At 42.4% G+C, this 20383-nt stretch carries 21 protein-coding genes and 1 pseudogene; 19 read left to right on the forward strand and 3 right to left on the reverse strand.

The annotated features are described in order from the left end of the window. From NMM26_RS08525 to NMM26_RS08555, 6 genes and pseudogenes are all read left to right on the forward strand, one after another. The coding region (locus NMM26_RS08525) for a DUF1542 domain-containing protein (protein WP_254754481.1) at positions 1–858 on the forward strand (858 nt) is incomplete at its 5' end. 184 nt (positions 859–1042) lie between these two features. Beyond that, positions 1043–2764: an aminodeoxychorismate synthase component I gene (gene pabB, locus NMM26_RS08530; RefSeq protein ID WP_254754211.1), complete on the forward strand. Its 1722-nt coding sequence runs from the start codon at positions 1043–1045 to the stop codon at positions 2762–2764. Then, positions 2765–3382 (forward strand): alpha/beta fold hydrolase, encoded by a 618-nt coding sequence (locus NMM26_RS08535; RefSeq protein ID WP_000766567.1) that lies wholly within the window; start codon positions 2765–2767, stop codon positions 3380–3382. A 49-nt stretch (positions 3383–3431) separates the two neighbouring features. Further along, positions 3432–4118, forward strand: a pseudogene (locus tag NMM26_RS09635) (excalibur calcium-binding domain-containing protein); the annotation flags it as partial. A gap of 117 nt (positions 4119–4235) precedes the next feature. Beyond that, entirely contained in the window at positions 4236–5195 is a 960-nt protein-coding gene (locus NMM26_RS08550; RefSeq protein WP_000078567.1) for an ROK family glucokinase, read from the forward strand. A 97-nt stretch (positions 5196–5292) separates the two neighbouring features. Continuing rightward, on the forward strand, positions 5293–6132 hold the full coding sequence (locus NMM26_RS08555) for a thymidylate synthase (RefSeq protein ID WP_000158619.1): 840 nt from the start codon (positions 5293–5295) through the stop codon (positions 6130–6132). Between the two features lie 49 nt (positions 6133–6181). Here NMM26_RS08555 and NMM26_RS08560 read toward each other — a convergent pair whose 3' ends face one another. After that, a complete protein-coding gene (locus tag NMM26_RS08560) occupies positions 6182–6352 on the reverse strand; it encodes a DUF3042 family protein (RefSeq protein WP_001051780.1) in 171 nt (56 codons plus the stop codon). A gap of 120 nt (positions 6353–6472) precedes the next feature. Between NMM26_RS08560 and miaA the strand changes: the two genes are divergently transcribed. Genes miaA through NMM26_RS08585 form a run of 5 tightly spaced genes read left to right on the forward strand, consistent with a single transcriptional unit; the run spans position 6473 to position 10924 of the window. Next, complete coding sequence (gene miaA, locus NMM26_RS08565) at positions 6473–7357, forward strand: tRNA (adenosine(37)-N6)-dimethylallyltransferase MiaA (protein WP_000850200.1); 885 nt, start codon at positions 6473–6475, stop codon at positions 7355–7357. Then, positions 7350–8588 (forward strand): GTPase HflX, encoded by a 1239-nt coding sequence (gene hflX / locus NMM26_RS08570; protein ID WP_000573185.1) that lies wholly within the window; start codon positions 7350–7352, stop codon positions 8586–8588. Before miaA ends, hflX begins: the two co-directional genes overlap by 8 nt. Next, entirely contained in the window at positions 8581–9204 is a 624-nt protein-coding gene (locus tag NMM26_RS08575; RefSeq protein ID WP_000129686.1) for a hypothetical protein, read from the forward strand. Before hflX ends, NMM26_RS08575 begins: the two co-directional genes overlap by 8 nt. Positions 9205–9218: 14 nt before the next feature. Then, complete coding sequence (gene rnz / locus NMM26_RS08580; RefSeq protein WP_000354349.1) at positions 9219–10148, forward strand: ribonuclease Z; 930 nt, start codon at positions 9219–9221, stop codon at positions 10146–10148. Positions 10149–10168: 20 nt separating this feature from the next. Further along, positions 10169–10924, forward strand: coding sequence for an SDR family oxidoreductase (locus NMM26_RS08585; RefSeq protein WP_001142138.1), 756 nt, complete (start codon positions 10169–10171; stop codon positions 10922–10924). A 53-nt stretch (positions 10925–10977) separates the two neighbouring features. On the opposite strand, the gene NMM26_RS08590 is transcribed toward NMM26_RS08585, so the two are convergent. Then, positions 10978–11886, reverse strand: a complete 909-nt coding sequence (locus NMM26_RS08590; RefSeq protein ID WP_025171438.1) for a LysR family transcriptional regulator — start codon at positions 11884–11886, stop codon at positions 10978–10980. A gap of 63 nt (positions 11887–11949) precedes the next feature. Between NMM26_RS08590 and NMM26_RS08595 the strand changes: the two genes are divergently transcribed. Continuing rightward, positions 11950–12219 carry a YqgQ family protein gene (locus NMM26_RS08595; RefSeq protein WP_000522400.1) on the forward strand — a complete coding sequence of 90 codons (270 nt, stop codon included), beginning with the start codon at positions 11950–11952 and terminating at the stop codon, positions 12217–12219. Next, a complete protein-coding gene (locus tag NMM26_RS08600) occupies positions 12219–12602 on the forward strand; it encodes a rhodanese-like domain-containing protein (protein ID WP_000259253.1) in 384 nt (127 codons plus the stop codon). The genes NMM26_RS08595 and NMM26_RS08600 overlap by 1 nt, the downstream gene beginning before the upstream one ends. Before the next feature lie 33 nt (positions 12603–12635). Here the strand turns inward: NMM26_RS08600 and NMM26_RS08605 are convergent, their stop codons facing one another. Continuing rightward, positions 12636–13361, reverse strand: coding sequence for a 16S rRNA pseudouridine(516) synthase (locus NMM26_RS08605; RefSeq protein WP_001235028.1), 726 nt, complete (start codon positions 13359–13361; stop codon positions 12636–12638). A gap of 160 nt (positions 13362–13521) precedes the next feature. Between NMM26_RS08605 and typA the strand changes: the two genes are divergently transcribed. The 6 genes from typA to pyrF all read left to right on the forward strand — a co-directional run bounded on the left by typA (position 13522) and on the right by pyrF (position 20361). Continuing rightward, positions 13522–15363 carry a translational GTPase TypA gene (typA, locus tag NMM26_RS08610; RefSeq protein ID WP_000164111.1) on the forward strand — a complete coding sequence of 614 codons (1842 nt, stop codon included), beginning with the start codon at positions 13522–13524 and terminating at the stop codon, positions 15361–15363. Positions 15364–15382: 19 nt separating this feature from the next. Continuing rightward, entirely contained in the window at positions 15383–15637 is a 255-nt protein-coding gene (locus NMM26_RS08615) for a DUF3165 family protein (protein ID WP_000262671.1), read from the forward strand. Between the two features lie 114 nt (positions 15638–15751). Next, on the forward strand, positions 15752–17104 hold the full coding sequence (gene murD, locus NMM26_RS08620) for a UDP-N-acetylmuramoyl-L-alanine--D-glutamate ligase (RefSeq protein WP_000863062.1): 1353 nt from the start codon (positions 15752–15754) through the stop codon (positions 17102–17104). Between the two features lies 1 nt (position 17105). Further along, entirely contained in the window at positions 17106–18164 is a 1059-nt protein-coding gene (locus NMM26_RS08625; protein WP_000724824.1) for a UDP-N-acetylglucosamine--N-acetylmuramyl-(pentapeptide) pyrophosphoryl-undecaprenol N-acetylglucosamine transferase, read from the forward strand. Positions 18165–18173: 9 nt separating this feature from the next. After that, on the forward strand, positions 18174–19427 hold the full coding sequence (locus NMM26_RS08630) for a cell division protein FtsQ/DivIB (RefSeq protein WP_000031172.1): 1254 nt from the start codon (positions 18174–18176) through the stop codon (positions 19425–19427). A 232-nt stretch (positions 19428–19659) separates the two neighbouring features. Beyond that, positions 19660–20361 carry an orotidine-5'-phosphate decarboxylase gene (gene pyrF / locus NMM26_RS08635; protein WP_001206727.1) on the forward strand — a complete coding sequence of 234 codons (702 nt, stop codon included), beginning with the start codon at positions 19660–19662 and terminating at the stop codon, positions 20359–20361. Positions 20362–20383 lie beyond the last annotated feature (22 nt).

Genomic DNA, 20383 nt, shown 5'->3' on the forward strand with positions numbered 1-20383 from the left:
CAAGCTAAGTCAACTGGAACAACGTCAGTAGACTCAGTCACTCCAACAGCGCAAGCAAAACCTGCAGCGAAGCAAGCAATAGATGATGCCCTAAAAGCTAAGAACGATGAGATTGATGCTCGCACAGACTTAACAGACGAAGAGAAAACCGTGGCTAAGGCTGAAGCAAAATCGAAAGCTGATGCAGCGAAAGCAGCCATCGATAATGCCACAACCAACTCAGAAGTCGACCAAGCTAAGTCAACTGGAACAATGTCAGTAGACTCAGTCACTCCAACAGCGCAAGCAAAACCTGCAGCTAAGCAAGCAATAGCTGATGCCCTAAAAGCTAAGAACGATGAGATTGATGCTCGCACAGACTTAACAGACGAAGAGAAAACCGTGGCTAAGGCTGAAGCGAAAGCCAAAGCTGATGCAGCAAAAGCAGCCATCGATAATGCCACAACCAACTCAGAAGTCGACCAAGCTAAGTCAACTGGTATTGAAGAAGTGAACTCAGTCAATCCGATTGCACAAATTAGACCGGCAGTTGGAGCAAGTGCTGGAGTTCATGTAAACTCAGCTAATCCAACTTCTAAAGAAAAACCACAGGAAAAACAAGCAATAGACCAAGTATTGAAAACTGATGAAGCCAAAGCTAAAGTGAAAGATAGTGTAGCATTTCCTATCTCACAACTTGAAAATGAGAATCAGCAAGTAGCTACTAATCAGCGTGTAGTGGCTAGAGAATTGCCAAATACAGGCACAACAGAATCCATAACGGCAATGGTTGCAGCAGCAGCTAGTGCAATACTTGGTTTTGGTCTTATTGCTCGTCGTCGAAAAGAAGATGAAGAAGATAAATTAGAAAATCAATAACGATTTCTAAAGGTCGCAACTCCTTTTTTGAGACTAAGTGGATAATATTATTCTTAAAACTCTCCTAGAGCAAAATAGCTACTAGGAGAGTTTTTTCTCTAACCAGAAGATACGTGACGGGACTAAAGATAATCTCATCTGCTTTGCGGATGAGGGTTTTCTTATTTTGTGCTATACTTAAGGTATGCATAGAAAAACAGTAATTGATTTTAGAGCTTTGGGGGAGAGATACACCTTTACCCAGCCTATTAAAGAGTTGAAAACGAGAAATGTAGTAGAAGTGGTAGATTTGCTGGCACAAGTGGAAAGCTACCAAGAGCAAGGCTACTATGTGGTGGGCTATGTCAGCTATGAGGCTGCACCTGCTTTTGAGGAGAAATTAGCAGTTCATAAAGCTCCTTTATTGGCAGAGTACCTGCTTTATTTTACAGTTCATGATAGGGTAGAAACATCCCCTATTCCTCTGACTTATGATGAGGTTGATTTACCTTCAAATTGGCAGGAAGTGACGTCCTCAGAGGATTATGAAAAGGCGATTGCTCAGATTCACCATCATTTGCGGCAGGGTGACACCTATCAGGTCAACTACACTGTCCAACTCAAACAGGACTTGAGTGCCAATCCTTTTGCCATCTACAATCGTATGGTGGTAGAGCAGGAGGCGGGCTACAATGCCTATGTTGATCATGATGAAATGGCAGTGATTTCCATGAGCCCAGAGCTCTTTTTTGAGCAAAATGACCGCGAGTTGACAACGCGACCAATGAAGGGAACAACTCAGCGTGGCGTGACCGACAAAGAAGACTTGGAGCAGGCCAGTTGGTTGGAACAGGACCCAAAAAATCGCTCTGAAAACATGATGATTGTGGATCTCTTGCGCAATGATATGAACCGTATTTCTGAAGTGGGGAGTGAGCATGTGGAGCGTCTGTGTCAGGTAGAGCAGTATTCAACTGTTTGGCAGATGACTTCGACCATCAAGAGTCGGTTGCGAGCAGATGTGGACTTGGTTACCATTTTTCGCTCTCTCTTTCCTTGTGGATCCATCACAGGAGCTCCTAAGATAGCGACTATGGAAATTATTAAGGAGTTGGAACCACAACCGCGTGGAGTCTACTGTGGAACGATTGGTCTTTTACTTCCAAATGGGCGACGGATTTTTAATGTGGCCATTCGGACCATTCAACTGCATCAAGGCAAAGCCATCTATGGAGTGGGTGGTGGCATTACTTGGGATAGCACTTGGGAATCTGAATACCGCGAGGTTCATCAAAAGGCAGCTGTTCTCTATCGTAAACAAGCTCGTTTCCAACTGATTACGACTGGAAAAATCAGTCAGAAGAACTTGTTGTTTGAAGAACAACATTTGGAAAGACTGAGAACAGCTAGTCGGTATTTTGCTTTTCCTTTTGATGTAGAAGACTTGAAACAAAAGATAGAGGAAGAGTGTCAGGCTTGTGACATTAATCAAGACTACCGCTTGCGAATTAGCCTTAGCAAATCTGGAGAGATAGCAGTTGATTGTCAAGCATTGGAATCTCTCAGTCCGACCTTCTGCCAAGCAAAACTTTGCCTTCAGGAAGCAAATTTGCAACAAGCCTTTACCTACTTTAAAACCACTCACCGACCGCATTTGAATTTAGGAAAACACGAGAAGATTTACCACAATATAAGAGGAGAATTACTTGAAACCTCTATTGGAAATTTGGTTCTGAAAATCGCTGGGAAACTCTACACACCGTCTATCCGACTTGGAATCTTGCCAGGAATTTACCGTCAGCATTTACTAGAAACAGGACAGATAGAAGAGAAAGTCTTGACCTTGGCAGATTTAACCCAAGCAGAAGCTATTTACGGCTGTAATGCCGTGAGAGGTTTGTATGAGTTAATCTTACAGGAGGAGTAGATGAAACTGATATTTTTACACGGCTTAGGGCAGTCAGCAGAGTCTTGGAAAGAAGTTCGGGATTTACTGACAGATTATCCTTCTGAGGCTATCGAGTTATTTTTTTCTGAAGTTAACAGCTATCAAAAAGTCAAGGAGAGAGTTTATCAGCACCTAGCTCAAGAGACAGAACCTTTTGTTTTGATTGGATTGTCCTTAGGTGCTGCCCTGGCACTAGAACTTTCCAGTTATGATTTACCAAATCTTCGAGCTTTGGTTCTGTCAGGATGCCCGCTAAAATTATCAGGGAATATCCTATTTTATGTTCAGTTGCTGATATTTAAATTACTTCCCAAAAGGGTATTTGAAAAACAGGGAGCAGACAAAGCTCTTATGGTCGGAGTTTCTGAGGAATTGAAGACACTTGATTTAACTGATATATCAAGAACTTGTCCTTATCCAACCTTACTAATTTGTGGCAGCAAAGATAAACCGAATCTTAATTCTATGAGAAGTCTTCATAAACTAATATCAGAATCTCAATTTCAGATTATACCAGATGGTCCTCATGTCTTGAATAAGGCTAAACCAAAAGAGTTTGCTGAACAGATTAAACCTTTCCTTGAATTGCTGAAATAAGTTTGATAAAATAATAGTGAAATCGATAACATCGTTATAGGAGAAAGAAATGAATAAACGTCTATTTTTAAAAATGAGTCTGGCTACCTTGCCAGTTTTAGCCTTGTTTTCACAACCTGTGTTAGCAGAAGAAAACATTCATTTTTCTAGTTGTAAAGAAGCTTGGGCGAATGGATACGTAGATATTCACGAGGGAGAACCTGGTTATTCTGCCAAGTTAGACCGTGATCATGATGGTGTGGCTTGCGAATTGAAAAATGCTCCTAAGGGTGCTTTTAAAGCAAAACAAGCGGCTACAACTCAAACCGATACAACTTCATCCACAGCAAGTGGTTGGGTTAAGCAGGACGGTTCTTGGTACTATTTTGACGGAAATGGAAATCCAGTGAAAAATGCATGGCAGGGAAGCTATTACCTGAAAGCTGATGGTAAAATGGCACAGAGTGAATGGATTTATGACTCTTCTTATCAAGCGTGGTATTATTTGAAATCAGATGGTTCCTATGCAAAGAATGCATGGCAAGGTGCTTATTACCTTAAATCAAACGGTAAAATGGCACAAGGTGAGTGGGTTTATGACTCTTCTTATCAAGCCTGGTATTACTTGAAATCAGATGGTTCATACGCTCGCAATACATGGCAAGGCAATTACTATTTGAAATCAGATGGCAAAATGGCTAAAAATGAGAGAGTTGATGGAGGTCGTTACTATGTAGATGCTTCAGGTCTCTGGAAACCATAAGTCAGGATAAAATTCAGAAATCTAATGCAAACCTTTGCATAAACGATTAGTTTTTGTTATACTATATCTGTAAGCATTTTCAATTAATTCATAATGAAAAAGGAGAATATGATGAGTCAAAAGATTATTGGGATTGACCTTGGTGGAACTTCTATCAAATTTGCAATCTTGACAACAGCAGGAGAAATCCAAGAAAAGTGGTCTATCAAGACCAACATTTTGGATGAGGGAAGTCATATCGTTGATGATATGATTGAGTCTATTCAACATCGTTTGAACTTGCTTGGATTGGCAGCAGCAGACTTCAAAGGTATTGGAATGGGTTCACCAGGTGTGGTTGACCGTGAAAAAGGAACTGTTATTGGTGCCTACAACTTGAACTGGAAAACCCTTCAACCAATCAAAGAAAAGATTGAAAAAGCCTTGGGCATTCCATTTTTCATCGATAATGATGCCAACGTAGCTGCTCTTGGTGAACGTTGGATGGGGGCTGGTGACAACCAACCCGACGTTGTCTTTATGACACTTGGTACAGGTGTTGGTGGCGGTATCGTCGCAGAAGGCAAATTGCTTCACGGTGTTGCTGGTGCAGCAGGTGAGCTTGGCCACATCACTGTTGACTTTGACCAACCAATCGCATGTACTTGTGGTAAAAAAGGCTGCCTTGAGACAGTTGCTTCAGCAACAGGTATTGTCAACTTGACTCGTCGCTATGCCGATGAATACGAAGGCGATGCAGCCTTGAAACGCTTGATTGATAATGGAGAAGAAGTGACTGCTAAGACTGTCTTTGACCTTGCAAAAGAAGGGGACGACCTTGCATTGATCGTTTACCGTAACTTCTCACGTTACTTGGGAATTGCTTGTGCCAACATCGGTTCAATCCTAAACCCATCAACAATCGTAATCGGTGGTGGTGTGTCAGCCGCAGGAGAATTCCTCCTACAAGGTGTTCAAAAAGTCTACGATGAAAATACTTTCCCACAAGTACGCACATCTACTAAATTAGCTCTTGCAACTCTAGGAAATGACGCTGGGGTTATCGGAGCAGCATCACTTGTATTGCAATAAAATAATAAAAGGGGGAAAAATGCTAACCTAGAGTTAGTAATGTTCCTCTTTTCTTTTTTATGCTATACTAGTTAGGAAATAAATGAGGTGAGAGTAAATGACAAAAGCAGATACGATTTTTAAAGAAAATATTGAACGAATCCTCAAAGACGGTGTCTTTTCTGAGCAGGCTCGTCCCAAGTACAAGGATGGGACCGTTGCCAATTCCAAGTATGTAACGGGTGCCTTTGCAGAGTATGACTTGGCAAAAGGAGAATTCCCCATTACAACCTTGCGTCCTATCGCTATCAAATCCGCCATTAAGGAAGTTCTCTGGATTTACCAAGATCAGTCAAATAGCCTAGAGGTGCTAAATAGCAAGTACAATGTTCACTACTGGAATGACTGGGAAGTGGAAAATACAGGAACCATCGGTGAGCGCTATGGTGCTATTGTTAAGAAACACGATATTATCAATAAGCTTCTCAAACAGTTGGAAGCCAACCCTTGGAACCGCCGAAATATCATCTCCCTCTGGGATTACCAAGCTTTCGAAGAAACAGATGGGCTACTCCCATGCGCCTTTCAGACCATGTTTGATGTTCGCCGTGTAGATGGGGAGATCTATCTGGATGCGACTTTGACTCAGCGTTCGAATGACATGCTAGTAGCCCACCACATCAATGCTATGCAGTATGTGGCTCTTCAAATGATGATTGCCAAGCATTTTGGCTGGAAGGTTGGAAAGTTCTTCTACTTTATCAACAACCTCCATATCTATGACAATCAATTTGAACAAGCTCAGGAATTGCTTCGTCGTGAACCGTCAAACTGCCAACCACGTTTGGTTTTAAATGTGCCAGATAAGACCAATTTCTTTGATATCAAAGCAGAGGATTTTGAGTTAGTGGATTATGCCCCTGTCAAACCACAGTTGAAGTTTGACCTGGCTATTTAAAAGAATAGAAAAAGAAGTTGAGAAAATAAATCCCAACTTCTTTTATTTCTTAACGTGATACGCGGCGGCGAGCTGCTTTTTTACGGTTTTCTTCGATGAAAGCTGCTTTTTGCTCTTCTGGTTCAATCACTTTCTTTTTAAATGCGTATACTGCACCTGCAACTGCAGCGACAGTTCCTGCGACACCTGTTACAAGACCTTTAGCGAATCCTTTAGCCATGAGTCTTCCTCCTTTATATTCTCAATCAGCCAGCCTCCTCAAGAGGTCACATTTTTCTGACTGACCTTTTTGTGTTATAATAATAGTAACGAAAAAATGGGAATTTTTCAAGGAAAAAAGATGAAAACAAAAATAATTGTGATTGTTGGACCGACTGCAGTTGGAAAGACGGCTCTAGCCATTGAAGTGGCCAAGCGTTTTAATGGCGAAGTGGTTAGTGGAGATAGCCAGCAAGTCTATCGAGGACTTGATATTGGGACGGCCAAGGCTAGTCCAGAAGAGCAGGCAGCTGTTCCTCATCATTTAATCGATGTTAGAGAGGTAACCGAGTCTTACTCGGCTTTTGATTTTGTTTCAGAAGCTAAGATGGCTATTGAGGATATTCACAGTCGTGGCAAGCTTGCCATTATCGCTGGTGGAACAGGGCTTTACATACAGAGTCTACTAGAAGGATATCATCTCGGTGGAGAGACACCACATGAGGAAATTTTAGCTTACCGAGCTAGTTTAGAACCTTTTTCAGATGAGGAGTTAGCCCATCTGGTAGAGCAAGCAGGTCTTGAAATTCCCCAGTTTAATCGTCGTCGTGCTATGCGTGCCTTGGAAATCGCCCATTTTGGTCAGGATTTGGAAAATCAAGAGACCTTGTATGAACCATTGATTATCTGCTTGGATGATGAACGCAGTCATCTTTATGAGCGTATCAATCGCCGAGTAGATCTAATGTTTGAGGCTGGGCTTTTGGATGAGGCCAAGTGGCTCTTTGACCATTATCCAGATGTGCAGGCTGCTAAAGGAATTGGCTACAAGGAACTCTTTCCTTATTTCCGTGGAGAGCAAACCTTGGAGGAAGCTAGTGAGAGTCTCAAACAGGCGACTCGTCGTTTTGCCAAGCGTCAGTTGACCTGGTTCCGTAATCGCATGCAGGTCACCTTTTATCAGATTGGAGAATCTGGTGTACAAGACCGCATTTTAAGCCAGATAGAGGAGTTTTTAGATGATTGAAACGGAGAAAAAAGAGGAACGCGTCCTGCTCATCGGTGTGGAATTACAGGGTATGGACAATTTTGACCTCTCCATGGAAGAATTGACCAGTCTAGCTAAGACTGCTGGGGCAGTCGTTGTAGATAGCTACAGACAAAAACGTGAAAAATATGATTCCAAGACCTTCGTCGGCTCTGGTAAGTTAGAAGAAATTGCGCTTATGGTGGATGCAGAAGAAATTACCACTGTCATCGTCAACAACCGTTTAACTCCACGGCAAAATGTTAATCTAGAGGAAGTTCTGGGTGTTAAGGTCATTGACCGTATGCAGTTGATTTTGGATATCTTTGCCATGCGAGCTCGAAGCCATGAAGGGAAGCTCCAAGTCCACCTAGCCCAGCTCAAATATCTCTTGCCTCGCTTGGTTGGTCAGGGAATCATGCTCAGCCGTCAGGCAGGGGGAATTGGTTCCCGTGGACCTGGTGAAAGCCAGCTGGAGCTGAACCGTCGTAGCGTTCGCAACCAGATCACGGATATCGAGCGCCAGCTCAAGGTTGTTGAGAAAAATCGGGCGACTGTCAGAGAAAAACGTCTGGAGTCCAGCACTTTTAAGATTGGTTTGATTGGTTATACCAATGCTGGGAAGTCAACTATCATGAACACTTTGACCAGTAAGACCCAGTATGAAGCAGACGAGCTCTTTGCGACTTTGGATGCGACGACTAAGAGTATCCATCTGGGGGGTAATCTCCAAGTAACTTTGACAGATACCGTGGGCTTCATCCAAGATTTACCGACAGAGTTGGTGTCTAGTTTCAAGTCAACCTTGGAAGAAAGCAAGCATGTGGACCTTCTGGTTCATGTCATTGATGCCAGCAATCCTTACCACGAGGAGCATGAAAAAACAGTCCTGTCCATCATGAAAGATTTGGAAATGGAAGATATTCCTCGCCTGACCCTTTATAATAAAGCGGATTTGGTGGAGAATTTTATGCCGACCCAAACACCTTATGCTCTGATTTCTGCTAAGTCTGAGGATAGTCGTGAAAATTTGCAGGCACTATTTTTAGAGAAAATCAAGGATATTTTTGAATTCTTTACCCTGCGCGTGCCTTTTTCAAAATCTTACAAGATTCATGATTTAGAAAGTGTTGCGATTTTGGAAGAACGTGATTATCAGGATGACGGTGAAGTGATTACAGGCTACATTTCTGAGAAAAACAAATGGAGGTTAGAAGAATTTTATGACTGATATCAAAACCTTGGCTCTAAAATATGGGGGCTATACAAGTCTAGATAAGGTCTATCTGGATCAACTTCTAGCTGGTAAAGCAGAGCAAGAGCAGTTGGCACTGATCACTCCTCCGCCTAGCGTGGTCAATGCTTACTTTGCAGAACTATATCAGAAAAAGAGTCCTGAGGCTGCGACGGATTATTTTGCGGAACTCAGTCAGGAGCTGAATCTCTACAACGCTGAGCCAAGTTTCACCTTAGAAAATAAGCCTTTTGTTCGGCTTAATCTGTCTGGTAAATCCTTTGGTTTTTGTTATGAGAGTGAGGGTCTTGGTCGGATTTTCTCTGAAAATAAAGAGGTAATCTCGGATGACTTACTCTTTGAAATTGCGCAAATTTTCCCTCATCAGCTAGTATTTGAGGAGTCTGGCAAGATTTACATGAAGGATGTCGGGGACGAGGAAGTTGTTAGTGTGGAAAATCTCACAGCTTTGACTGATTTGGAAAGCTTGGCTGACGGTCGTAAGCGTCTCAAAGGCTACAGCCAAGAGGATTTACTGCAAGAAGCTAGAGCTTTTTCTGGCAAGCGCTATTTCCGATCGGAAAACCGCACAGCCATGTTATATATTGATTAATTAGAAAGTATCGAATGGATATTCAATTTTTAGGAACGGGGGCAGGTCAGCCCTCTAAAGCCCGCAATGTTTCCAGTCTCGCCCTGAAACTCTTGGACGAGATTAACGAAGTTTGGCTCTTTGACTGTGGAGAAGGTACGCAAAATCGCATTCTTGAAACCACAATTCGACCACGTAAGGTCAGCAGAATCTTTATCACTCACTTGCATGGAGACCATATCTTTGGCTTACCAGGTTTTCTTTCTAGCCGTGCCTTTCAGGCCAATGAAGAGCAGACAGATTTGGAAATTTATGGACCGCAAGGGATTAAGTCCTTTGTCTTAACCAGCCTTCGTGTGTCAGGTTCGCGCCTGCCCTACCGTATTCATTTTCATGAGTTTGATCAAGATTCTTTAGGGAAAATCCTTGAAACCGATAAATTCACAGTGTATGCAGAGGAGCTGGACCACACTATTTTCTGTGTTGGTTATCGTGTCATGCAAAAGGATTTGGAAGGAACGCTTGATGCTGAAAAACTCAAGGCTGCTGGTGTCCCATTTGGCCCACTTTTTGGGAAAATCAAGAACGGCCAGGATGTTGTTTTGGAAGACGGAACTGAAATCAAGGCAGCAGACTATATCTCAGCTCCACGTCCAGGTAAAATTATCACTATTTTAGGAGACACTCGAAAAACGGATGCCAGTGTGCGTCTGGCTGTTAATGCAGATGTCCTGGTCCATGAATCCACTTATGGCAAGGGAGATGAGAAAATTGCTCGTAACCATGGTCACTCAACCAATATGCAGGCAGCACAGGTTGCAGTAGAAGCAGGTGCCAAACGCCTCTTACTCAACCACATCAGTGCTCGTTTCCTCTCAAAAGATATCAGCAAGCTCAAGAAAGATGCGGCTAGTGTCTTTGAAAATGTCCATGTGGTCAAAGACTTGGAAGAAGTGGAAATCTAAAAGATTGAGAAAGGAACAGTATGCCTACTATTCTCATTACTGGAGCTAGCGGTGGTCTAGCCCAAGAAATGGTCAAACTCCTGCCAAATGACCAACTCATCTTGCTTGGTCGAAATAAGGAAAAATTAGCTCAACTCTATGGAAACCATCCCCATGCAGAATTGATGGAAATCGATATTACCGATGACTCAGCCATAGAAACTCTGGTAGCAGACCTTTATCATCGCTACGGCAGGATTGATGTCTTGATAAACAACGCTGGTTACGGGATCTTTGAGGAATTTGACCAGATTTCCGACCAAGATATTCATCAGATGTTCGAGGTCAATACTTTTGCCCTGATGAATCTATCTCGACGCCTTGCAGCTCGTATGAAGGAAAGCCGAAAAGGTCATATCATTAATATCGTCAGCATGGCAGGTTTGATTGCTACTGGCAAGTCCAGTCTCTACTCAGCGACCAAGTTCGCGGCTATTGGTTTTTCAAATGCTCTGCGCCTCGAACTCATGCCTTATGGTGTTTATGTAACGACGGTCAATCCAGGACCAATCCGAACAGGATTTTTCGACCAAGCCGACCCAGATGGTACCTATCTCAAGTCGGTTGAACGCTTCCTGTTGAAACCAGATGCAGTGGCTAAAAAGATTGTCAAGATTATAGGAAAAAACAAACGAGAACTCAATCTACCGATGTTGTTGAACCTAGCTCATAAGTTTTATACCCTTTTTCCCAAGCTAGCTGATAAGTTGGCAGGGGAGACTTTTAATTATAAGTAAAAAGAACCAATATGCAGGTTGTTGCTAGCCTACATATTGGTTCTTATTATTTCTCAATTATCAAACTGGACTTCTTCTAGTAGATAGTCGATAAAGCGTTCGCCCATCTTAGATAGGCTGGTTTTCTCATGCTGAATGTAGACCAGCTCGATAGGGTCATCAATATCTAGTGGGATAGAAACGATATTGTCTCCGTTGAGGTTACTGTTCAAAATCCCTGTCGCAATGGTATAACCATCCAAACCAATCAAGAGATTAAAGAGGGTAGCACGGTCGCTGACTACGATAGATTTTTTGTGGTATTCCTGCGAGAGAATCTCTTCTGAAAAGTAGAAGGAGTTGTGAGTTCCTTGATCATAGCTGAGGTAAGGGAAGTTTTCCAAATCAGATAGTTTGACCTTATCTTTCTTTGCCAGAGGATTGGTCTTGCTGACAAAGATATGCGGTTGGGCGGTAAAGAGATGATGAGCCAGCAGGTGGTTGTCATCCAGCATTTTGGTTAAAACATCACGGTTGTAGCTGTTAAAAAATAGGACACCGACCTCACTACGGAAGTTCTTGACGTCGTCGATAATCTCCCAAGTCCGAGTTTCACGAAGGAAGAGTTCGTATTTCTCCATATCACTTTTCTTGAGCAAAGAGACAAAGGCATTGACTACAAAGGCATAGTGTTGAGAGGAAACGCTAAAAAGTTCGCGGTGGGCGACAGGATTTTTATAGCGTTCTTCCAGAAGCTGGGTTTGCTCGACAACTTGACGGGCATAAGAGAGAAACTCCATCCCATCACGGGTCAAGGTGATTCCCTTGGGATTGCGGATAAAGATCTCAATACCCATTTCATTTTCCAAATCTCTTACTGCATTGGAAAGACTAGGTTGAGTGATAAAGAGTTGCTTGGCTGCCTCATTCATGGAGCCAGTTTCGACGATTTTGATAATATAATGTAATTGTTGAATTCTCATGTTTTTATTGTACCACACTTGCGTCAGAATCGCCAAAGAAGATAGGAAAATCAGGAGTATTGTGTGGGTCTCTTCTTGAAAAAAACACAAAAATTTGCTAGAATGAGTCTTATGAAAACATTCTATGATGTGCAGCAATTCCTCAAACGATTTGGTATTATTGTTTACATGGGAAAACGCTTATATGATATTGAACTGATGAAGTTGGAACTCTCTCGGATTTACGATGCAGGGTTGATGGACAAATTAGACTATCTAGAAGCAGAAGCGGTTCTTCGCAGAGAGCACAAGGTAGAATTGGATTATATTGAGAAAAATGGAGAAATGAACTAATGGTTACTTGGATTTTGTGGGCATTTATACTAGCAATGTTGGCATGGATGGGCTTTAATTATCTTCGTATTCGCCGTGCGGCTAAAATTGTGGACAATGAGGAATTTGAAGCCTTGATTCGTACGGGTCAATTGATTGATTTGCGCGACCCAGCTGAATTTCACAGAAAGCATATCCTTGGTGCACGCAATATCCCTTCAAGTCAGTTGAAGACTAGTCTTGCAGCCCTTCGTAAGGATAAACCTGTCCTTCTTTACGAAAACCAACGTGCGCAGCGTGTCACAAATGCGGCCCTTTACTTGAAAAAACAAGGTTTTTCTGAGATTTATATCCTTTCTTATGGTTTGGATTCTTGGAGAGGGAAAGTCAAAGTTGAGAAATAAGAAAATGAGCTTGGATGTTTCCGAGCTCATTTTTTAACCACTTTTTCTAAGAAATTCACGAATACTTGCTAACTCTTCTGAGTTTAAGGGACGATAGTCTCCTTCTTGAAGATTATCATCCAAGTTACAAGGTCCAAAATGGGTGCGCTTGAGGGAGGTCACCTTAACACCAACCGAGAGGAACATTTTCTTAACCTGGTGAAATTTCCCTTCTGAAATAGTGATAGAGGCTTGACTGAGGGAAGGACTTGCAGATAGAATCTCTAGTCTTGCAGCTTTACAGACAGTGCCATCTAAAAAGACAATTCCTTTTTGAAATGCTTGGATATGGTCAGGTGTCAGAAGTCCATTAACCTCAACTCGATAAGTCTTATCGACATGATACTGGGGATGGAGGAGCTGAAAGCCCAAGGGACCGTTGTCAGTCAAGAGAAGGAGTCCTGTCGTATCTCGGTCCAGTCGGCCGACGGCATAGAGCTTGTCAGACTGGATGTCAGGCGGAAGGAGGTCCATGACGGTTGAAAGTTTCTTGTCTTTGTTGGCTGTAACGACACCAGCAGGCTTATGAAGCATAAGGTAGGTGTGTTCATAGCCTTGAATGATACGGTCCTGAAAAAGGAGTTTTTGTAGTCCTGTATCGATATTTTGGGCTAGGGAGCGGGCTGGGCAACCATCGACGAGAATGTCCCCTTTGAGTAAGGCTTGTTTCATGGCCTTTCGGCTAACTTTTTCTTGGGCTAATAAATTATCTAAACGCATACCTGCCTATCTTATCATAAGTCGTTTGCTTTGAAAAGGCTTGACATGAAAAGAAAAGCGGAGTGAAAACATTTACACTTGCTTGAATTATGTTATTTACTTGAAATTATGGTATAATCGTTCAGTTAGAAAATAAATTTTGAATATTATAGAGGAAATCATGACAAAACTTAGAGAAGATATCCGTAACATTGCGATTATCGCCCACGTTGACCACGGTAAAACAACCCTCGTTGACGAATTATTGAAACAATCAGAAACGCTTGATGCACGCACTGAATTGGCAGAGCGTGCTATGGACTCAAACGATATCGAAAAAGAGCGTGGAATTACCATCCTTGCTAAAAATACAGCTGTTGCCTATAACGGAACTCGTATCAATATCATGGACACACCAGGACACGCGGACTTCGGTGGAGAAGTTGAGCGTATCATGAAAATGGTTGACGGTGTTGTCTTAGTCGTAGATGCCTACGAAGGAACAATGCCACAAACTCGTTTCGTATTGAAAAAAGCCTTGGAACAAGACCTTGTCCCAATCGTGGTTGTCAACAAAATCGATAAACCATCAGCTCGCCCAGCAGAAGTAGTGGACGAAGTCTTGGAACTTTTCATCGAGCTTGGTGCAGATGACGACCAGCTTGACTTCCCAGTGGTGTATGCTTCAGCGATCAATGGAACTTCTTCATTGTCAGATGATCCAGCTGACCAAGAAGCTACTATGGCACCAATCTTTGACACGATTATCGACCATATCCCAGCTCCAGTAGATAACTCAGATGAGCCTTTGCAGTTCCAAGTATCACTTTTGGACTACAATGACTTCGTTGGTCGTATCGGTATCGGTCGTGTCTTCCGTGGTACTGTTAAGGTTGGGGACCAAGTTACCCTTTCTAAACTTGATGGTACAACTAAAAACTTCCGTGTTACAAAACTCTTCGGTTTCTTTGGTTTGGAACGTCGTGAAATCCAAGAAGCAAAAGCAGGTGACTTGATTGCCGTTTCAGGTATGGAAGATATCTTTGTCGGTGAAACAATCACTCCGACAGATGCAGTTGAAGCTCTTCCAATCCTACACATCGATGAGCCAACACTTCAAATGACTTTCTTGGTCAACAACTCACCATTTGCTGGTAAAGAAGGTAAATGGGTGACTTCTCGTAAGGTGGAAGAACGCTTGCAGGCCGAATTGCAAACAGACGTTTCCCTTCGTGTTGATCCAACTGATTCACCAGATAAATGGACTGTTTCAGGACGTGGAGAATTGCACTTGTCAATCCTTATCGAGACAATGCGTCGTGAGGGATATGAACTTCAAGTATCTCGTCCAGAGGTTATCGTAAAAGAAATCGACGGTGTTAAATGTGAACCATTTGAACGTGTTCAAATCGACACTCCAGAAGAATACCAAGGGTCTGTTATCCAAAGCCTTTCTGAACGTAAGGGTGAAATGTTGGATATGATTTCAACTGGTAATGGTCAAACTCGTTTGGTCTTCCTTGTTCCAGCGCGTGGTTTGATTGGATACTCAACTGAGTTCTTGTCAATGACTCGTGGTTACGGTATCATGAACCATACCTTCGACCAATACTTGCCATTGATTCCAGGGGAAATTGGTGGTCGTCACCGTGGTGCCCTTGTTTCTATCGATGCTGGTAAGGCTACAACTTACTCAATCATGTCTATCGAAGAACGTGGTACAATCTTTGTCAACCCAGGTACTGAGGTTTATGAAGGAATGATCATCGGTGAAAACTCTCGTGAAAACGACTTGACAGTTAATATCACTAAGGCTAAACAAATGACTAACGTTCGTTCAGCTACTAAGGACCAAACAGCTGTTATCAAGACACCTCGTATCTTGACACTTGAAGAGTCTCTTGAGTTCTTGAACGACGATGAGTACATGGAAGTAACGCCTGAGTCTATCCGTTTGCGTAAACAAATCCTTAACAAGGCAGAGCGTGAGAAAGCTAACAAGAAGAAAAAATCAGCTGAATAAGAGCTAGAAAGAGATAAAAATGGTTTATTTAATCATAGGACTCCTCTTATTACTACTCTATGTATTTGCGACACCAGAAAGCATTAAAGGGACAGTCAATATCGTCCTTGTCGTCTTTGCTTTTGTAGCACTCTTGATTTTGCTGATGCTATCTGTTCTGCAAATCTTTCAGCTACCGACAGAATTCTTTATCGCAATCGCTATGCTCTTCCTAGCATACTTTAGCTTGCGAGATATTACCCTCATGTCGGTCCATAAAAGTAAAAGAAGATAAAAAGAGAGTTTTGGCTCTCTTTTTGCTTGTTAGAATGCTGAATCTGAGCATTTTCGTTTAGAATTATTTCCATAAAAATGGTAAAATAGTAAGAGTAGAAATGGAGTTCGAGACATGAAAGTAATAGATCAATTTAAAAATAAGAAAGTCCTTGTTTTAGGTTTGGCTAAGTCTGGTGAATCTGCAGCTCGTTTGTTGGACAAGCTAGGTGCCATTGTGACAGTAAATGATGGGAAGCCTTTCGAGGACAATCCAGCTGCGCAAAGTTTGCTGGAAGAAGGGATCAAGGTCGTTACAGGTGGCCATCCTTTGGAACTCTTGGATGAAGAGTTCGCCCTCATGGTGAAAAATCCAGGTATCCCTTACAGCAATCCCATGATTGAAAAGGCTTTGGCTAAGGGAATTCCAGTCTTGACTGAGGTGGAATTGGCTTACTTGATTTCAGAAGCGCCAATTATCGGTATCACAGGTTCGAACGGTAAAACAACCACAACGACTATGATTGGGGAAGTTCTGACTGCTGCTGGGCAACATGGTCTTTTATCAGGGAATATCGGCTATCCAGCTAGTCAAGTTGCCCAAACTGCGTCAGACAAGGACACTCTTGTCATGGAACTTTCTTCTTTCCAACTCATGGGCGTTCAAGAATTCCATCCTGAGATTGCAGTTATTACCAACCTCATGCCAACTCATATCGATTATCATGGTTCTTTTGAGGAATATGTAGCAGCCAAGTGGAATATCCAGAACAAGATGACAGTAGCTGATTTCCTTGTCTTGAACTTTAACCAAGACTTGGCAAAAGAATTAGCTACTAAAACACAAGCTACAGTTGTACCATTCTCAACACTTGAAAAGGTTGATGGAGCTTATCTGGAAGATGGTCAACTCTACTTCCGTGGGGAAGTTGTCATGGCAGCAAATGAAATCGGAGTTCCAGGTAGCCACAATGTGGAAAATGCCCTTGCGACTATTGCTGTAGCCAAGCTTCGTGGTGTGGATAACCAAACCATCAAAGAAACTCTTTCAGCCTTTGGAGGTGTCAAACACCGTCTCCAGTTTGTGGATGAAATCAAGGGTATCAAATTCTATAATGATAGTAAGTCAACCAATATCTTGGCTACTCAAAAAGCCTTGTCAGGATTTGACAACAGCAAGGTCGTCTTGATTGCAGGTGGTTTGGACCGTGGAAATGAGTTTGACGAATTGGTTCCAGATATTACTGGACTCAAGAAGATGGTCATCCTGGGTCAGTCTGCAGAACGTGTCAAACGGGCAGCAGATAAGGCTGGTGTGGCTTATGTGGATGCGACTGATATTGCAGATGCGACCCGCAAGGCCTATGAATTTGCGACCCAAGGAGATGTGGTTCTTCTTAGTCCTGCCAATGCCAGCTGGGATATGTATGCTAACTTTGAAGTACGTGGCGACCTCTTTATCGACACAGTAGCGGAGTTAAAGGAATAATATGAAAAAAATTGTCTTTACAGGTGGGGGGACGGTTGGACACGTTACCCTCAACCTTTTGTTAATGCCCAAGTTCATCGAAGATGGCTGGGAAGTCCACTATATAGGGGACAAGCGTGGTATCGAACACCAAGAAATCCTCAAGTCAGGTCTAGATGTCACCTTCCATTCCATTGCGACTGGAAAATTGCGTCGATATTTCTCTTGGCAAAATATGCTGGATGTATTTAAAGTTGGCTGGGGAATTGTCCAATCTCTCTTTATTATGTTGCGACTTCGTCCACAGGCCCTTTTTTCAAAGGGAGGCTTTGTCTCAGTACCGCCTGTTATCGCTGCGCGTGTGTCAGGAGTGCCAGTCTTTATTCACGAATCTGACCTGTCTATGGGCTTGGCCAATAAAATCGCCTATAAATTTGCGACGAAGATGTATTCAACCTTTGAGCAAGCTTCAAGTTTGTCTAAGGTTGAGCATGTGGGAGCAGTGACCAAGGTTTCAGATCAAAAAACTCCAGAACCAGATGAATTGGTGGATATTCAAACCCACTTTAATCCAAAATTGCCAACTGTATTGTTTGTTGGCGGTTCTGCAGGTGCTCGTGTCTTTAACCAATTGGTGACAGACCATAAGAAAGAACTGATAGAGCGCTACAATATTATCAATCTAACTGGAGATTCTAGTCTGAACGAGTTGAGCCAAAATCTTTTTCGTGTTGACTATGTGACCAACCTTTATCAACCCTTGATGGAATTGGCTGATATTGTTGTGACACGAGGTGGTGCCAATACGATTTTTGAACTCTTGGCCATGGCAAAATTGCATGTTATTGTGCCGCTTGGTCGTGAAGCTAGTCGTGGTGACCAGATTGAAAATGCAGCCTACTTTGTTAAGAAAGGCTATGCAGAAGAGCTTCAAGAAAGTGATTTGACCTTGGATAGTTTGGAAGAGAAGCTTTCTCACTTACTAAGTCACAAGGAAGATTACCAAGCCAAGATGAAGGCTTCCAAGGAATTGAAATCTCTAGCAGATTTTTATCAATTGTTGAAAAAAGATTTATCATAAGGAAAGTAAATGTCAAAAGATAAGAAAAATGAGGGAAAAGAAATCCTCGAAGAATTTAAAGAGTTATCAGAATGGCAGAAACGAAACCAAGAATATCTAAAAAAGAAGGCTGAAGAAGAGGCGGCCCTAGCTGAGAAGAAGGAAAAGGAAAGACAAGCACGAATGGCTTCAAAATCTGAAAAGTCAGATGCAACTGAGGACCAAGAGAGTGAATCTGATCCAAAAGACCCCAAAACAGCTAAGGATGATGCCAAAGAAAAAGTAGAAGAGTCAGAAGACGTCAAAAAAGAAGCAGCCAAAGAAGAACCAAAGTCTAAAAAGACAGAGAAAGAGGATAAACGGGATAAAAAAATAGAGAAAAAGCCTGTAAAGGAAAAACCGGTCAAACCGAAAATTCCAGGAGTTCATATCTTGCGAGCTCTAACGATTTTATTTCCAAGTCTGCTTTTATTGATTGTCTCTGCCTACTTACTCAGTCCTTATGCGACCATGAAGGATATCCGTATTGAGGGAACGGTGCAAACTACAGCTGATGATATTCGACAGGCTTCAGGCATTCAGGATTCGGATTATACGATTAACCTTCTGCTAGACAAGGCAAAATATGAAGAGCAGATCAAGTCTAATTATTGGGTGGAATCAGCTCAGCTTGTTTACCAATTTCCAACTAAGTTCACTATCAAGGTCAAGGAATACGATATTGTTGCCTACTATGTTTCTGGTGAAAATCATTATCCTATTCTTTCCAGTGGTCAGCTTGAGACCAGTGCTGTGAGCTTGGTCAGTCTGCCAGAAACTTATTTGTCTGTTCTCTTTAATGACAGTGAACAAATCAAGGCTTTTGTCTCAGAACTTTCTCAAATTAGTCCAGAACTCAAGGCGGCTATCCAAAAGGTGGAATTAGCCCCAAGCAAGGTAACTTCCGATTTAATTCGATTGACCATGAATGATTCGGACGAAGTCTTGGTTCCGCTTTCTGAAATGAGTAAGAAACTGCCTTATTACAGCAAGATTAAGCCTCAATTATCAGAACCGAGTGTGATTGACATGGAAGCTGGAATCTACAGCTACACTGTAGCGGATAAATTAATTATGGAGGCTGAGGAAAAAGCCAAAAAAGAGGCCGAAGAAGCTGAGAAGAAACTGAAAGAGGAAGAGAAGAAAAGACTGGAAGAACAGCAGAATAAACTCGAAGAAGAGAAGAAGAAGCTGGAGGAACAAAGCAATCAAAACCAAACGACCCAGCGCTCATCGCGTCGCTAGGCTTACCTTTTCTACTATAGCTCTTTAGTGACCATGTTTTTACTTGACAAGTGCTGGTAGAAATAATAGAATAGTAAAAAACCTTTAAAGCAGTCCAGAGAGGCAGCTAAGGTTAGACGGTGAAAGGGTGGAGACTACCCATTTTTCGTGGAACCTTGCTGTTGGCAGGTTCCTTTTTTCGTGGCTTCTGTTGCCCAGACTCTCTCACTAGCAAAGGTAAAAGGAGAAACCTATGCGAGAACATCGTCCAGTCATTGCTCTTGATTTTCCTAGTTTTGAGGCAGTCAAGGAATTTTTAGCTCTTTTCCCAGCAGAAGAAAGTCTTTATCTAAAGGTAGGAATGGAGCTTTATTACGCAGCGGGGCCTGAGATTGTATTTTACTTGAAAGATCTGGGTCACAGTGTCTTTTTGGATCTCAAGCTTCATGACATTCCCAATACAGTTAAATCAGCTATGAAGGTCCTATCTCAGCTTGGTGTGGATATGACTAATGTTCATGCTGCTGGTGGTGTAGAGATGATGAAGGCGGCGCGTGAAGGTCTTGGAAGTCAAGCAAAATTGATAGCTGTAACGCAGCTTACATCAACGTCAGAAAACCAGATGCAGGAGTTTCAAAATATCCAAACCAGCCTGCAAGAGTCTGTGATTCATTATGCTAAGAAGACGGCTGAAGCGGGATTAGATGGTGTTGTTTGCTCGGCTCAGGAAGTGCAAGCCATCAAGCAGGCTACCAATTCAGATTTTATCTGTCTGACACCGGGCATTCGTCCAGCAGGAGCTGCAGTTGGAGATCAAAAACGCGTCATGACACCTGCTGATGCCTATCAAATCGGTAGTGATTATATCGTAGTGGGACGTCCCATTACCCAAGCTGAGGATCCTGTTGCAGCTTATCATGCCATTAAGGATGAATGGACACAGGACTGGAATTAAAGAAATAGATTAGAAAAATAAA

The organism is Streptococcus sp. CF7_Ac1-8 (genome assembly GCF_024295435.1).
In the GTDB taxonomy this organism is placed as follows: Bacteria; Bacillota; Bacilli; order Lactobacillales; family Streptococcaceae; genus Streptococcus; species Streptococcus mitis_AP.

What these genes read in the sequence shown, in the direction of transcription:
- pabB (WP_254754211.1), top strand. Translation starts at nt 1,043, where the DNA reads ATGCATAGAAAAACAGTAATTGATTTTAGAGCTTTGGGGGAGAGATAC.
- NMM26_RS08535 (WP_000766567.1), top strand. Translation starts at nt 2,765, where the DNA reads ATGAAACTGATATTTTTACACGGCTTAGGGCAGTCAGCAGAGTCTTGG.
- NMM26_RS08550 (WP_000078567.1), top strand. Translation starts at nt 4,236, where the DNA reads ATGAGTCAAAAGATTATTGGGATTGACCTTGGTGGAACTTCTATCAAA.
- NMM26_RS08555 (WP_000158619.1), top strand. Translation starts at nt 5,293, where the DNA reads ATGACAAAAGCAGATACGATTTTTAAAGAAAATATTGAACGAATCCTC.
- NMM26_RS08560 (WP_001051780.1), bottom strand. Translation starts at nt 6,352, where the DNA reads ATGGCTAAAGGATTCGCTAAAGGTCTTGTAACAGGTGTCGCAGGAACT.
- miaA (WP_000850200.1), top strand. Translation starts at nt 6,473, where the DNA reads ATGAAAACAAAAATAATTGTGATTGTTGGACCGACTGCAGTTGGAAAG.
- hflX (WP_000573185.1), top strand. Translation starts at nt 7,350, where the DNA reads ATGATTGAAACGGAGAAAAAAGAGGAACGCGTCCTGCTCATCGGTGTG.
- NMM26_RS08575 (WP_000129686.1), top strand. Translation starts at nt 8,581, where the DNA reads ATGACTGATATCAAAACCTTGGCTCTAAAATATGGGGGCTATACAAGT.
- rnz (WP_000354349.1), top strand. Translation starts at nt 9,219, where the DNA reads ATGGATATTCAATTTTTAGGAACGGGGGCAGGTCAGCCCTCTAAAGCC.
- NMM26_RS08585 (WP_001142138.1), top strand. Translation starts at nt 10,169, where the DNA reads ATGCCTACTATTCTCATTACTGGAGCTAGCGGTGGTCTAGCCCAAGAA.
- NMM26_RS08590 (WP_025171438.1), bottom strand. Translation starts at nt 11,886, where the DNA reads ATGAGAATTCAACAATTACATTATATTATCAAAATCGTCGAAACTGGC.
- NMM26_RS08600 (WP_000259253.1), top strand. Translation starts at nt 12,219, where the DNA reads ATGGTTACTTGGATTTTGTGGGCATTTATACTAGCAATGTTGGCATGG.
- NMM26_RS08605 (WP_001235028.1), bottom strand. Translation starts at nt 13,361, where the DNA reads ATGCGTTTAGATAATTTATTAGCCCAAGAAAAAGTTAGCCGAAAGGCC.
- typA (WP_000164111.1), top strand. Translation starts at nt 13,522, where the DNA reads ATGACAAAACTTAGAGAAGATATCCGTAACATTGCGATTATCGCCCAC.
- NMM26_RS08615 (WP_000262671.1), top strand. Translation starts at nt 15,383, where the DNA reads ATGGTTTATTTAATCATAGGACTCCTCTTATTACTACTCTATGTATTT.
- murD (WP_000863062.1), top strand. Translation starts at nt 15,752, where the DNA reads ATGAAAGTAATAGATCAATTTAAAAATAAGAAAGTCCTTGTTTTAGGT.
- NMM26_RS08625 (WP_000724824.1), top strand. Translation starts at nt 17,106, where the DNA reads ATGAAAAAAATTGTCTTTACAGGTGGGGGGACGGTTGGACACGTTACC.
- NMM26_RS08630 (WP_000031172.1), top strand. Translation starts at nt 18,174, where the DNA reads ATGTCAAAAGATAAGAAAAATGAGGGAAAAGAAATCCTCGAAGAATTT.
- pyrF (WP_001206727.1), top strand. Translation starts at nt 19,660, where the DNA reads ATGCGAGAACATCGTCCAGTCATTGCTCTTGATTTTCCTAGTTTTGAG.